The following is a 13,084-nucleotide window of genomic DNA, read 5'->3' on the forward strand; positions in this document are numbered from 1 at the left end:
TTTTTAGAACTTAAAGAAATAATACTAAATTTGTAGCGGTTAATACCCTAAAAAATTAATTTTTAACATTATGAGAACAATTTTATCATTTATCGCTGTTTGCTTTATCACCTTAACAGTAAGCGCTCAAGAATTTAAATTTGAAACTGAAACTATTGACTATGGAAAGATAGCTCATGGGTCTGAAGGAAAACGCGTATTTGAATTCACAAACATTGGAGATGCTCCTATTATTATAAAGGATATCGTTTCTCCTTGTGGATGTACAGTACCTACTAAACCTGAAGAGCCAATTATGCCTGGTAAAAAAGGACAAATTGAAGTTTCTTATGACACTAAAAGATTAGGAGGTTTCTCTAAAACTTTAACTGTTATTTCAAATGCTAAAAACAAAAGAAAAAGAGTTAAAATTAAAGGATTCATTGTAAAAGATGCTACACCTGCTAAAGAGAAAAGCACAGTAAGCGATAGCTAAGAACTTTTTACACATATAAAAAAAATCTCAACCCAGGTTGAGATTTTTTTTATATCCTTTGTTCAAGTTTAAACATAAACTTAAGCCTAACTCCTCCCCTTTCTACCTCTATTCTTATTTTTTTCCCTGGTTTTGTATGAAACATATCTATGATTTCATTTAAATGATATTCATGAGCTGCCTTTCCATTAATTCTCTTTATTACATCTCCTACCTGTAGACCAGCTTTAAAAGCAGGTGAACTTTCTACTACCTTATCTATTTTATACTTAGGCTTAAAACGATAAAAGAAAGTACTAACTAAAGAAATTACATTACTCTTTTGTGTTTGATTATCTGAACCATAAGCATCTTCAAACTTAGTCGCTCCTTTTTCTTTTATTAACTCTTGTCCGTCATATACTATATGTAAGCCACTCATATTGTAATAAAATCCTTTATTTAATGAAGCGTTCTTTTTTAGCACAATTCTTTTATTCGGGTAATCAAGCCACACCTTAAAACGTTTTAAAATTCCTCCGCCAATACTACCATTTCTTTCTTTAAACTGTCTAGCATTAAAAGTTGATGAAGAATCTAAAAAAGAGACTGTGGGTTCTATTACTTTAAACTTCCCTATAGAAATTTTTGGAACTCTACTTCTGTTCCCATAAATAGTACCACTAAAACCTTCTCCAATTATATCTTTAAAAAATTTTTTAGGCGTTTTTAATTCTTCTTTTGTTCCTTCAAACAACCAAACAGCATCACTACCGCCTGTATCAATCAATAATTTTACTGGTAACGTTGTATTAGCTACTGTATCAACCTGTACGTTAACATCTATATAAGGTTTATTTCTATAAAATTGTAATGGAAAACTTTCACACCTATTACATACATTTAGATCATATGTTTTAGGGTTGTAAAAATCAATTCGTTTATTAACATAGTTAATCTTAACTATAACGTCTTTTAATAAATCATACCCTATGATCCCATGAATGGTTGTCCCCATTTTAGCAGAAATATCAAATGCATCTTTCAAAATAACATATAGACCTTGATTAGAACTAGCAATGTTTTTAATTCTAAATTTATTGCCTCTAGAAAATAAAGCCTCTACTGGCTCACCACTACCTAAACCTCTTATAAACACCTTTTTTACATTATTTAAACCTACACTGTCTTTAGATGTTAAATTGAATAAGATTGTTTTATTCACTCCTGTATCCAAAATAAATGATAGCTGATGTCCGTTAATTTCTAAGGGAATGACTACTAAATTATTAATTAATTGAAATCTTAAAGACTGTTTATCAGTTTCTTCCCCTAAAAACTGAAAATTTTGTTGAGTAAAGGCAGATACGCTAAAAAAAAGCGCAAAAAAGCATAGTAATAATCTATTCAAAAGAACTTATTTTATGGTTATACTCTTAAAGATACAATCTTCATTTTATAAATTCTGATTTTTATGATTTTTTTAACCGTTTTTTTTCCAATAAACATTCTGATACTCTCAAATATATTTCGCAATTTTGCTTTTCAAACAACTAATTTATATTAAAATGCCATCAATTTCTAGTAAAGGAAATGCTATGCCTCAATCACCAATTCGTAAATTGGTTCCTTTTGCTGAGGCTGCTAAAAAAAATGGAACAAAAGTTTATCATTTAAATATTGGTCAACCTGATATTAAAACACCACAAGTTGCTTTAGATGCTGTAAAAAACAATACTATCGAAGTATTATCATACGCTAGATCTGAAGGTTCAGAAGAGTACAGAACTAAACTTGCTAATTACTATGCTAAAAATGATATTCATGTAACTGCAAACAATATTATTGCTACTACTGGAGGGTCTGAAGCTTTGTTATTTAGTATTGGTAGTATTACTGACCCAGGAGATGAAATAATTATACCTGAGCCTTTTTATGCGAACTATAATGGTTTTTCTACTGCTTCAGGTGTGAAAGTAGTTCCTGTTATTTCTAAAATTGAAAATAATTTTGCCTTACCTGCAATTGAAGATTTTGAGAAGTTAATTACTCCTAAAACAAAAGCTATCTTAATTTGTAACCCTGGAAATCCAACTGGATACTTATACAGTAAAGAAGAAATTGAAAAGCTAAAACAAATTGTGTTAAAACACGATTTATTTTTAATTGCTGATGAAGTGTATCGTGAGTTTACTTACGATGGTGAAAAACATAACTCAGTTATGGCTTTTGAAGGATTAGAGCAAAATGCTATTATGATTGATTCTGTATCGAAACGTTATAGTATGTGTGGTGCAAGAATTGGTTGTATAGTTTCTAAAAACGAAGAGTTTATAAATACAGCTCTTAAGTTTGCACAAGCGCGTTTAAGCCCACCAACGTATGCTTTAATTGCCAGTGAAGCTGCTTTAGATACACCTCAAAGCTATTTTGATGAAGTTATTGAAGAGTATGAAGATCGTAGAAATACGTTAATCACTGAATTACAAAAAATAGACGGTGTAAAAGTTGCTAACCCTAAAGGTGCTTTTTACTGTGTTGTTGAATTGCCAGTTAAAGATACTGATGATTTTGCGCAATGGATTTTAGAAAAATTCAATGATAATAACGAAACAGTAATGGTAGCTCCTGCAAGTGGATTCTACTCTACCGAAGGTGAAGGAAAAAACCAAGTGCGTATTGCTTACGTTTTGAATAAAACTGATTTAAAACGTTCTGTTGAAATATTAAAAATCGCCTTAGAAAAATATAATAGTTAATTGAATATTCAAGAAAACATATCTTTAAAAGAATACAACACGTTTGGTATTGATGTAAATGCCAAACGTTTTGTTTCTATTACTTCAGTATACCAATTACAACAACTTATAAAAGAGGAAAAAGACATTTTTTTAATTTCTGGCGGTAGTAATATGTTACTTACCAAAGATATTGAAACCTTAGTTGTACATATTAATTTTAAGGGAATTTCAATAGATCAACAAAACCATAACGATGTCTACATAACTGTAAATGCTGGTGAGAATTGGCACGAGTTCGTATTATGGTGTGTTTCTCTAAATTATGGCGGCTTAGAAAACTTATCGCTTATTCCTGGAAATGTAGGCACTTGCCCTATTCAAAATATTGGAGCTTACGGAGTTGAAGTAAAAGACACTATAACTAAAGTAGAAGCTATTGAAATAAAAACAGGAAAACTCGTTTCTTTTTCTGCTGAAGAATGCCAGTTTGGATATCGAAATTCCATTTTTAAAAATAAAGCTAAAGGAAAGTATATATTAACTTCTGTTAGTTTTAAATTAACTAAAAACAATCATAAGCTTAATACTTCTTACGGAGCAATAGAGTCTGAATTATCTTCAAAAGGAATAACAAATCCAACCATTAAAGATATTTCTGATGCTGTTATTACTATCCGTCAATCTAAATTACCCAACCCAAAAGAAATTGGTAATAGTGGAAGTTTCTTTAAAAACCCAGTAATTTCTAAAGAACATTTTGAAAAACTTCAAAAAAAATATCCAGACATTCCTAGTTATGTGATTTCAGATACCGAAATTAAAGTCCCTGCTGGTTGGCTAATTGAACAAAGCGGCTTTAAAGGAAAGCGTTTCGGTAACTACGGAGTTCATGAAAAACAAGCCTTAGTTTTAGTAAATTATGGTGATGCCTCAGGGAAAGAAATTTATGAATTGGCACAAAAAATTCAACGTACTATTAAAGATACATTTGATATTAATCTTGAAATAGAAGTCAATATTATTCAATAAAAAAAGGAGCGTAGTAGTTACGCTCCTTTATATTTCTACACCTCTTTTTTCTATTCTTTTTCAAACAAAGCTTTATAAATTAAACCTCCTACAATTGCTCCTGCAATAGGCGCTACCCAAAACAACCATACCTGCGACAAATAACCTCCGCCAGCAAATAATGCTTGACTCATAGAACGTGCTGGATTAACAGAAGTATTGGTTATAGGAATGCTAATTAAATGAATTAAAGTTAGCCCTAAACCAATTGCAATTGGTGCAAAACCTTTAGGAGCATTTTTATGAATACTTCCTAAAATAATTAGTAAGAAAAACATACTTAACAAAAACTCTGCTATAAAAGCGGCTGTTAAATTATAACCACCAGGAGATAACTCTCCATAACCATTAGCTGCAAAGCCTCCAAGTGTTTCAAATCCGTCGTTATCTGTTACTATTAAATATAAAAAAGTAGCTGCTAATACAGCACCTACTAATTGTGATATAATATATGGTACTACTTCTTTAGCTGTATGATTTCCACCAACCCAAAGCCCAATAGTAACTGCAGGGTTAAAATGACCTCCAGAAATATGCCCTACAGCATACGCCATTGTTAATACTGTTAAACCAAATGCTAAGGCTACTCCTGCAAAACCAATTCCTAACTCAGGAAAACCAGCTGCAAAAATTGCACTACCACAACCTCCAAAAACTAACCAAAATGTTCCGAAGAATTCAGCAAAATATTTTTTCATATCCATATTTTTAAATTAATTGATTATATAATATAAGACACTCAAACAGATAAAAGTCACAACTTTATAAATCTCTCTTTATTCTATATAGAAAAACTGGAAGTTTGTATCTTTGCAATACAAAACAATACATCATGAAATTAATTTTTGTTACCATAGGATTATTAGCTTTAGCATTTGCTGGAATTGCCATTAAAATTTGGGCAAAAAAAGACGGAGAGTTTGCTGGGACTTGTGCTAGTCAAAACCCAATGTTAAACGAAAGCGGTGAAGCTTGTGGATTTTGTGGTAAAACCCCAGACCAGTTTGATACTTGTAATGAGCCTCAACATAACTAAGTAAACACCACTCAACTAACCTTTTACTTTCTTTACAATACATACTCCTACTCTACGCTCATTATGTAGCTACGTCTGTACAGATAGTGTATTAACTTATCTCTCTTGGAAAATCAACATAAGAAAGTTTTGTTTTCTTATTAGCATTCCTTGATATTTGTTTAGTATTGCTGCAAATTAGTATCTTTATATCAAATCAAATTTCGAAACCTAAGCATTGGAAATAAATCAAGAAAAAGTACTTAATCACATTCAACAAGCAAAAAAAGGAAATCAGATATCTTTTAATTATTTATTAGATACTTTTTGGGGAACTGTGTACGCTTTTCAACTAAAAAAAACTAAGAATGATAACGATGCTGAAGATATTACCATTCAAACTTTTTCTAAGGCTTTTGACCGAATTGAGACTTTTGATGAAAATTACCAGTTTAAAACTTGGTTAATTACAATTTCTAAAAATGTATATATTGATTCTCTTCGAAAGAAAAAGTCTAGTATATACACACAAACAACAGAAGAGCAAGAAAAAGAGGTATATGCTGTTGCCGATGATGCACCATCTCCTGAAGACAAAATTATTACTGAGCAAAATTTAGTAAAGCTTCTAAAAGACATCAAAAAACTGAAACCAAAATATCAAGAAGTTATCAATCTTCGGTATTTTCAAGAATTGAGTTACAAGGAAATTTCTGAGCAAATAGGAGAACCGATGAACAATGTAAAAGTAAAATTATTGCGTGCAAAAAAATTATTAGCTGAAATAATAAAGAAATCATAAATTGCAAAACCATAAAAATCAAAACTTTATGATTTTACAGTTTCATGCAACAGGAAAATATCTATATAAAAAAGAACTTTACAAAGAATTTCAACAAAAAAGAGAAGGAAAAAAACACATAAAAACTTTGTTTAAAAAGTTAGAATATAGTGACTTTTTAAACTTTTAAGCCCTCTTTTTTCATGAAAAAATCCCTCTTAAATTTACTTGGCCCTGGAATATTGTTTGCTGGAGCCGCAATAGGTGTTTCTCATTTAGTACAATCAACCAGAGCCGGTGCCGATTTTGGTTTTGGTTTACTTTGGGCACTTCTCCTAGTACACATTATTAAATATCCGTTTTTTCAATTTGGCCCTCGGTATGCTACTGCAACGGGAGAAACACTATTAGATGGCTATCAAAAACTTGGTAAAGGTGTTTTAATAAGTTATTTTATTTTAAACCTTGCTACCATGTTTACCATTCAAGCAGCAGTTACCATTGTTACAGCTAGCTTAGCTTCTAACCTTTTTGGTATTTCTCTTGATTTAGTTACATGGTCAATACTAATTATGCTCGTTAGTATTGTTTTTTTAGGTATTGGTAAATACAAGTTTTTAGATAATTTAATGAAGTACATTATTGCTATTTTAACTATTAGCACCATAGTAGCTGTAAACATTGCTTTACTTAAAACTAATAAAGGTTTTAGTTTTCAACAAATAGTACCAAGCGGAACTGCTCAAGTTACTTTCTTAATTGCCTTCTTAGGATGGATGCCTGCACCGTTAGATATTTCTATTTGGCACTCTTTATGGTCAGTGGAAAAAGACAAAACTACTTTTGTAAAAATAAAACCTAAGCAAGCTATTTTTGATTTTAATGTTGGATATATTGGAGCTTTATTTTTAGGGGTTTGTTTTGTTATGTTAGGAGCATTGGTTATGTATCAATCCGGTGAGTCATTCTCTAGTAAAGGAACTATTTTTGCCTCTCAATTAATTAATTTATACACTAAAAACTTAGGAGAGTTTTCTTCTGTGTTTATTGGAGTAGCAGCTTTTACTACTATGTTTAGCACTACCATTACAACTTTAGATGCTTCGCCTAGAGCCATGGAAAAATCTTCTTTTTTACTTTTTTCAAAAAAAATAAAACTAGGGTATTGGTTTTGGTTGATATTGTTAACACTTGGAACTTCTGTTATTCTATATTACTTTTTAAGTGATATGGTTTTTCTTGTAAGAATAGCTACAGTTTTATCTTTTTTAACAGCTCCTTTTTATGCTATTCTCAACTATATATTAATTACTGGTAAACACACTCCTAAAAAATACAGACCAAGTATGGGGTTACGTATTTTGAGTCTTATAGGTATTGTTTTTTTGTTCGGATTTAGTATTTGGTTTTTACTTAGTTTATAAATCTTTTCTTTGTAAATTTGCAGTTCAATTTTTTATGGAATGGCAAACGAATCTACAGTAGCACCAGAAAGAACAAAAAAACCAAAATGGTTACGTGTAAAATTACCTGTTGGTAAAAAATATACCGAACTAAGAGGTTTAGTTGATAAATATAAACTGAACACCATTTGTACCAGCGGAAGCTGCCCTAACATGGGTGAATGCTGGGGAGAAGGTACTGCTACCTTTATGATTTTAGGTAACACCTGTACACGCTCTTGTGGATTTTGTGGTGTTAAAACAGGACGTCCAGATACAGTTGAATGGGATGAACCTGAAAAAGTAGCTCGTTCTATTAAATTAATGAATATTAAGCATGCTGTAATCACTTCGGTTGACCGTGATGACTTGAAAGATGGAGGTTCTATTATTTGGTCTGAAACAGTACAAGCTATTCGTAGAGCAAATCCTAATACTACTTTAGAAACTCTAATCCCTGACTTTCAAGGAAACGAAAAATTAATAGATCGAATCATTGAAGTAGCACCGGAAGTAGTTTCTCATAATATGGAAACAGTACGCCGTTTAACTCGTGAAGTCCGTATTCAAGCAAAATATGATCGTAGTTTAGGTGTTTTAAAATACCTAAAAGAAAACGGAATGCGTACTAAATCTGGAATTATGCTTGGTTTAGGAGAAACAGAAGATGAAGTAATACAAACTATGAAAGATTTACGTGGTGTTGGATTAGATGTTATTACTATCGGACAATATTTACAACCTAGTAAAAAACACTTACCTGTTAAGGAATTCATAACTCCTGAACAGTTCAAAAAATACGAAACATTAGGATTAGAAATGGGCTTTATGTATGTAGAAAGCGGTGCTTTAGTACGTTCTTCATACAAAGCACATAAACACGCTAGCTAACCTTAAATTAAAATATCCTTAACTTTTTAACGGTTTAACGTTAAAAAAATGTCAAATAATTAAAAATTAAATAAAGTACGCCTTTTTATTTATAATTTTGGCACAGATATTGGAAACAACAATACCGTAAGCAAGTAACATTGTTTTCATTGTGTAAATTATTTGAATTAGTTGATTAACAAAGAAGCCCGCTCAATTGAGCGGGCTTCCTGTTTTTGTATTTATAATAAAGCTACTTAAATAGCTCTAATAATATCATATTTAGTAATGATATGATGTTTACCATTCTCTAAATCAACTAATACAGCTTGGTTCTCTTTATTAATTAATTTAGATACCTCATCAATAGAAGCTGATTTTTTAACTGTAGGGTATGCTTTACCCATTACATCTTTAATAGGTTTTTCTGCTATGTTTTTATCTTCTAAATAACTATGTAATAATGCTGATTCGTCTACAGACCCCACAAATCCATTTGCATCTCTTACTGGAATTTGAGATATTTTAAATGCACGCATTCTTTCAATAGCATGAGATACTAATTCTTCTGTTTGAACAGTTACTAATGGTTTATCTATATGATCTTTAATTAAATCTTCCGCAGTAGTAATTTCTTCTTCTAAAAAGCCTCTATCACGCATCCAATCGTCATTAAACATTTTTCCTACATAACGACTTCCATGATCGTGGAATAACACTACTACTACATCATCTGGTTTAAACTCATCTTTTAATTGTAACAATCCTTTGATTGCTGATCCAGCAGAATTACCTACAAAAATACCTTCTTCCTTAGCTATTCTACGGGTGTAAATAGCAGCATCTTTATCGGTTACTTTTGTAAATCCATCAATTAAAGAAAAATCAACATTCTTAGGTAAAATATCTTCACCAATACCTTCAGTGATATATGGGTAGATTTCATTCTCATCAAAAATACCTGTTTCGTGGTATTTTTTAAATACAGATCCGTACGTATCTACTCCCCAAATTTTAATATTCGGATTCTTTTCTTTTAAAAACTTAGCTGTACCTGAAACAGTTCCTCCTGTTCCTACTCCAACTACAAAATGTGTGATTTTACCATCTGTTTGTTCCCAAATTTCTGGTCCAGTTTGCTCGTAATGTGCTTGTGCATTTGACGGATTGTCATATTGATTTACATACCAAGAGTTTGGTGTTTCTTCACCTAAACGTTTAGAAACAGAATAATATGAACGAGGATCATCTGGTTCTACATTCGTAGGACAAACAACTACCTCTGCTCCTACTGCACGTAGAATATCCATTTTCTCTTTAGATTGCTTATCTGAGATTACAAAAATACATTTGTACCCTTTTACAATAGCTGCTAATGCTAATCCCATCCCTGTATTTCCTGAAGTACCTTCAATAATAGTACCTCCTGGCTTTAAACGACCATCTGCTTCGGCATCTTCAATCATTTTAAGTGCCATACGGTCTTTTACAGAGTTTCCTGGATTAAACGTTTCTACTTTAGCTAATACTAAAGCATCTACTTCTTTTGTTACTGAGTTTAACTGAACTAAAGGTGTGTTACCAATAGTTTCTAATATATTTTTTGCGTACTTCATATCTAATTAATGTTATGCAAAACTAAGCAAATCGAATGGATTTTGAAGGGCGGATTTTTGTGATGATGTATGAAGGAACAATTAGCATTAAAAAACACAATGCTAACGTACCTATATTCAACAATAAAATTGCTAAGAAATTAATATCTACAGGCATTGTTGATACATAATAAGTTTCAGGATCTAGACTTATTAGCTTCGTATATTTCTGAATTAAAAGAATGCTAAGCCCAATAAGATTTCCCCAGAACAATCCTTTTAAAATTAAGTAAGAAGCGTTGTATAAAAATATTTTTCGAATACTCCAATTTACACTTCCTAATGCTTTTAAAATCCCGACCATTTGTACACGTTCTAAAATAAGCACTAACAGTGCTGTTACCATATTTATACCTGCAACTAACACCATTATTCCTATGATAAACCATACGTTATTATCTAGTAATTTTAACCACTCAAAAATAGCAGGATAATTACTTACAATTGTAATACTATTTAGGGTTGCACCAATACTTGTATATACTTCATCTCCTTTTTCTTTTAGCTTATCATAATCATCAATCAATACTTCAAAACCTCCTATCTCATTATCTTTCCAGCGATTAATTTTTTGAACTTCTCTTAAATCACCCAACAACATAATCTTATCAAACTGTTCAAAACCTGTATTATATATTCCTACAATAACTGGCTTTCTAGACTTAAACTTCAAACTACTATTTTCGGCTCCAAACCAAGTTTGAATTGTATCGTTAACTTTAAAATGCAATCGGTTTGCTATGGATTCTGAAATTAGAATTTCTCTATTTCTATCTTGCGAAAAATCTGGTAAACGACCTTCTATTAAACATTCGTTAAAAAAAGTAAAATCATAATCAGCAGTAACACCTTTAAAAATAATTCCTTCAAAATCGGTTGGAGTTCTTATAATTCCTCCTACATTGGCAAAAGGTTGTACTTTTTTTATGCCATCAATATTTTTAAATTCTGGATAAAACTCTTGGTTAATATCAATAGGAACTGTGGAAACATCTGAATTATTATTATCATAATTTACAATTTGAATATGCCCTTTAAAACCCGTCATTTTATCACGTACTTTCTTCTGAAATCCTGAGGTAATTGATACCGCTATCAACATAATAGCTACCCCAAGAGCAATGGCAATGGTAGCAATGGTTATGATAGGTGATGAAATACTGCTTTTATACTGTTTTCCAGCAATGATTCGTTTTGCTATGAATAGTTCGAAGTTCAAATGTTTTCTTTTTTACAAAACCAAAAGTAATTAATTCTTATGTAAAGAAAGAGAAGAATACCTAGGTTTTAATTCTTTAACTTTTATTATTCTTAAAAAATAGAAATCTGTACCTTTATGTTTTAATTTTTTATAGATGAAGCTTTCTTTTAATTACGTTTTTTTACTTTTTTTAGTATTCAGTTTTCAATTTTCTTCTTGTGCACAACAACAACAAAAATCAATGACCAAAGAAGTAACAATACAAGAAAAACCAAAAACAATTAAAACGGGTGCTGATAGAACTAACCTATACCTTCCTCTTTTAAAAAATAAAAATATAGCCATTGTTGCAAATCAAACTTCCGTTTTACAAGTATTACAACGAGCTGAAGTTTCACCCAATATTATGGGATCTAAACAAGTAACACATCATTTGGTAGATTACCTCCATAACTACGAAGAGATTAACGTACAAAAAGTTTTTGCTCCTGAACATGGCTTTAGAGGAAAAGCGGATGCTGGTGAAGCGATTGCTGATGGAAAAGATATAAAAACAGGCATACCGATTATTTCGTTGTACGGAAAAAATAAAAAACCTTCTCCTGAGCAACTCAAAGGAATTGATGTTGTAGTTTTTGATATTCAAGATGTGGGCGCGCGTTTTTACACCTATATTTCTACTTTACACTACGTAATGGAAGCCTGTGCCGAGGCAAATATTCCTGTGATTTTATTAGATAGACCTAATCCTAACGGACATTATATTGACGGACCTATTTTAGAACCTGAACACAAAAGTTTTGTAGGTATGCATCCTGTTCCTATCGTATATGGAATGACGATTGGGGAATACGGACAAATGATTAATGGTGAACAATGGTTAGCTAACAACTTAAAATGTGATTTAACTATTATTCCGTTAGAAAATTACACACATCAGTCAACATATAGCTTACCTGTAAAACCATCTCCTAACTTACCAAATGATGTTTCGATAAACTTATACCCTAGTCTGTGTTTTTTTGAAGGAACTAACGTATCTGCTGGAAGAGGAACCGACAAACAGTTTCAAGTGTATGGTTCACCTTTTTTAAAAAAATCTGACTTTAATTTTACACCACAGTCCAATGAAGGAGCAAAACATCCAAAACATAAAGAAAAGATGTGCTTTGGGGAAGATTTAAGCGCTTCAGAACGTTTAGCTAACTTAAACCTTAGCTGGTTATTAAAAGCTTATCAACAATCTCCTAAAAAAGATTTTTTCAATTCTTTTTTCATCAAATTAGCAGGTACTAAAAAGCTACAACAACAAATTGAACAAGGGCTTTCAGAAAAAGAAATTAAAGCAAGCTGGCAACAAGGTTTAAATGATTTTAAAAAAATACGTGAGCAGTATTTAATTTATGAATAACACTAATTTAATACTCCTTTCAGTATTATTGGCACATAGATAGTAATTCTAAAAACAAAGATGGGAATATATACTCGAAAAACTCCATTAAAGGAAGATTGTCCTATGGAAAAGACTCTTAACATTATCTCTGGAAAATGGAAAATTGCAGTTCTTTGTGAACTTAATAGAGGTGATTGTAGATTAACAGATTTAGAAAAGTATAACCCTGAAGCTTCAAAAAGAAGTTTAACAAAAATACTAAAAGAGTTGGTTGATGATGGAATTATTAAAAAGACAGACTTTAATGTTTACCCTAAAAAAGTTGTTTACTCTTTAACTTCTAGAGGAATAGATTTAATCTCTGTATTAAAAAGTTTAGACGAATTCGGAAAAAAAGTATAAATTTTTCTAAAAAAATAAGGGGCAAATTTGCCCCTTATTGTCCTCATACTACCTAACTAATA

General features: G+C 31.2%; 13 protein-coding genes. 9 read left to right on the forward strand and 4 right to left on the reverse strand.

The window, feature by feature from the left end; translation table 11 throughout:
- The first annotated feature begins 70 nt into the window (after positions 1-70).
- The gene (locus tag C8N27_RS10975) at positions 71-475 is read left to right on the forward strand and encodes a DUF1573 domain-containing protein (RefSeq protein WP_121147408.1); all 405 of its coding nucleotides are present in this window, start codon (positions 71-73) and stop codon (positions 473-475) included.
- 49 nt (positions 476-524) lie between these two features.
- Here C8N27_RS10975 and C8N27_RS10980 read toward each other — a convergent pair whose 3' ends face one another.
- On the reverse strand, positions 525-1,865 hold the full coding sequence (locus C8N27_RS10980; protein ID WP_121147409.1) for a retropepsin-like aspartic protease: 1,341 nt from the start codon (positions 1,863-1,865) through the stop codon (positions 525-527).
- Between the two features lie 157 nt (positions 1,866-2,022).
- Here C8N27_RS10980 and C8N27_RS10985 point away from each other — a divergent pair, with 157 nt between their 5' ends.
- Positions 2,023-3,213 (forward strand): pyridoxal phosphate-dependent aminotransferase, encoded by a 1,191-nt coding sequence (locus C8N27_RS10985; RefSeq protein ID WP_121147410.1) that lies wholly within the window; start codon positions 2,023-2,025, stop codon positions 3,211-3,213.
- Entirely contained in the window at positions 3,214-4,224 is a 1,011-nt protein-coding gene (gene murB, locus C8N27_RS10990; protein WP_121147411.1) for a UDP-N-acetylmuramate dehydrogenase, read from the forward strand.
- Between the two features lie 50 nt (positions 4,225-4,274).
- Here the strand turns inward: murB and aqpZ are convergent, their stop codons facing one another.
- Positions 4,275-4,961, reverse strand: a complete 687-nt coding sequence (aqpZ, locus tag C8N27_RS10995) for an aquaporin Z (protein ID WP_121147574.1) — start codon at positions 4,959-4,961, stop codon at positions 4,275-4,277.
- 134 nt (positions 4,962-5,095) lie between these two features.
- Here aqpZ and C8N27_RS11000 point away from each other — a divergent pair, with 134 nt between their 5' ends.
- The 4 genes from C8N27_RS11000 to lipA all read left to right on the forward strand — a co-directional run bounded on the left by C8N27_RS11000 (position 5,096) and on the right by lipA (position 8,392).
- Positions 5,096-5,299: a membrane or secreted protein gene (locus C8N27_RS11000; RefSeq protein WP_099216576.1), complete on the forward strand. Its 204-nt coding sequence runs from the start codon at positions 5,096-5,098 to the stop codon at positions 5,297-5,299.
- Between the two features lie 217 nt (positions 5,300-5,516).
- Positions 5,517-6,080, forward strand: a complete 564-nt coding sequence (locus C8N27_RS11005) for an RNA polymerase sigma factor (RefSeq protein WP_121147412.1) — start codon at positions 5,517-5,519, stop codon at positions 6,078-6,080.
- 182 nt (positions 6,081-6,262) lie between these two features.
- Positions 6,263-7,483: an Nramp family divalent metal transporter gene (locus tag C8N27_RS11010; protein WP_121147413.1), complete on the forward strand. Its 1,221-nt coding sequence runs from the start codon at positions 6,263-6,265 to the stop codon at positions 7,481-7,483.
- A gap of 39 nt (positions 7,484-7,522) precedes the next feature.
- Complete coding sequence (gene lipA / locus C8N27_RS11015; RefSeq protein ID WP_121147414.1) at positions 7,523-8,392, forward strand: lipoyl synthase; 870 nt, start codon at positions 7,523-7,525, stop codon at positions 8,390-8,392.
- 236 nt (positions 8,393-8,628) lie between these two features.
- Here the strand turns inward: lipA and C8N27_RS11020 are convergent, their stop codons facing one another.
- The gene (locus C8N27_RS11020; RefSeq protein WP_121147415.1) at positions 8,629-9,987 is read right to left on the reverse strand and encodes a pyridoxal-phosphate dependent enzyme; all 1,359 of its coding nucleotides are present in this window, start codon (positions 9,985-9,987) and stop codon (positions 8,629-8,631) included.
- Between the two features lie 22 nt (positions 9,988-10,009).
- Positions 10,010-11,245 (reverse strand): ABC transporter permease, encoded by a 1,236-nt coding sequence (locus tag C8N27_RS11025; protein WP_121147416.1) that lies wholly within the window; start codon positions 11,243-11,245, stop codon positions 10,010-10,012.
- Positions 11,246-11,468: 223 nt separating this feature from the next.
- On the opposite strand from C8N27_RS11025, the gene C8N27_RS11030 reads away from it, so the two are divergent.
- Together C8N27_RS11030 and C8N27_RS11035 are read left to right on the forward strand one after the other, a co-directional pair.
- Entirely contained in the window at positions 11,469-12,638 is a 1,170-nt protein-coding gene (locus C8N27_RS11030; RefSeq protein WP_244174746.1) for an exo-beta-N-acetylmuramidase NamZ family protein, read from the forward strand.
- A 60-nt stretch (positions 12,639-12,698) separates the two neighbouring features.
- Complete coding sequence (locus C8N27_RS11035; RefSeq protein WP_121147418.1) at positions 12,699-13,022, forward strand: winged helix-turn-helix transcriptional regulator; 324 nt, start codon at positions 12,699-12,701, stop codon at positions 13,020-13,022.
- The last annotated feature ends 62 nt before the right edge of the window (positions 13,023-13,084 follow it).

This window comes from Tenacibaculum discolor, assembly GCF_003664185.1.
In the GTDB taxonomy this organism is placed as follows: domain Bacteria; phylum Bacteroidota; class Bacteroidia; order Flavobacteriales; family Flavobacteriaceae; genus Polaribacter; species Polaribacter discolor.

What these genes read in the sequence shown, in the direction of transcription:
- C8N27_RS10975 (WP_121147408.1), top strand. Translation starts at nt 71, where the DNA reads ATGAGAACAATTTTATCATTTATCGCTGTTTGCTTTATCACCTTAACA.
- C8N27_RS10985 (WP_121147410.1), top strand. Translation starts at nt 2,023, where the DNA reads ATGCCATCAATTTCTAGTAAAGGAAATGCTATGCCTCAATCACCAATT.
- aqpZ (WP_121147574.1), bottom strand. Translation starts at nt 4,961, where the DNA reads ATGAAAAAATATTTTGCTGAATTCTTCGGAACATTTTGGTTAGTTTTT.
- C8N27_RS11000 (WP_099216576.1), top strand. Translation starts at nt 5,096, where the DNA reads ATGAAATTAATTTTTGTTACCATAGGATTATTAGCTTTAGCATTTGCT.
- C8N27_RS11010 (WP_121147413.1), top strand. Translation starts at nt 6,263, where the DNA reads ATGAAAAAATCCCTCTTAAATTTACTTGGCCCTGGAATATTGTTTGCT.
- lipA (WP_121147414.1), top strand. Translation starts at nt 7,523, where the DNA reads ATGGCAAACGAATCTACAGTAGCACCAGAAAGAACAAAAAAACCAAAA.
- C8N27_RS11020 (WP_121147415.1), bottom strand. Translation starts at nt 9,987, where the DNA reads ATGAAGTACGCAAAAAATATATTAGAAACTATTGGTAACACACCTTTA.
- C8N27_RS11030 (WP_244174746.1), top strand. Translation starts at nt 11,469, where the DNA reads ATGACCAAAGAAGTAACAATACAAGAAAAACCAAAAACAATTAAAACG.
- C8N27_RS11035 (WP_121147418.1), top strand. Translation starts at nt 12,699, where the DNA reads ATGGGAATATATACTCGAAAAACTCCATTAAAGGAAGATTGTCCTATG.